Below are 518 nucleotides of genomic sequence, written 5' to 3' on the forward strand. Positions count from 1 at the left end.
CACCACCTGGTGGCCGTCACTGATGCCCTGAACAACACCACCACGCTGGAACGCAAACCCGACGGCGAAGTGCTGCGTATCAACCACCCGGACGGCACCAGCGAGACTTTTACCTACAACGAACTGGGCCAGGTCCTGACGCACACCGATGGCAAGGGCCAGACCACCCAACTGCTGCGCAACGACCGTGGCCTGCCCAAATGGCGACAGGATGCCAAAGGCCAGACCATCACCTACGAATACGACAAGGCCATACGCCTTGTCGCCCTGACCAACGAAAACGATGCGACCTACCGCTTTGCCTACGACAACGCAGACCGCCTGGTCGAAGAAAAGCGTATCGACAACCTCACCCGCCGTTTCAGCTACAACCTTGGCGGGCACCTGACACAGGTCGAGGAAATCGGCTACGGCGAGAAAGGCGAACAGCCACGCCGTAGCACCCATCTGGAGCGCGACCCGATTGGGCGCCTGCTGGCCAAACTCAACGACGATGCGCGTCAGGACTACGCATACGA

At 60.4% G+C, this 518-nt stretch carries 1 pseudogene; it reads left to right on the top strand.

Going from position 1 to position 518, the window contains the following annotated elements:
- Nucleotides 1-518: pseudogene (locus ALO43_RS14035) on the top strand (type IV secretion protein Rhs); the annotation flags it as partial.

It is taken from the genome of Pseudomonas tremae (assembly GCF_001401155.1).
GTDB classification, from domain to species: Bacteria; Pseudomonadota; Gammaproteobacteria; order Pseudomonadales; family Pseudomonadaceae; genus Aquipseudomonas; species Aquipseudomonas tremae.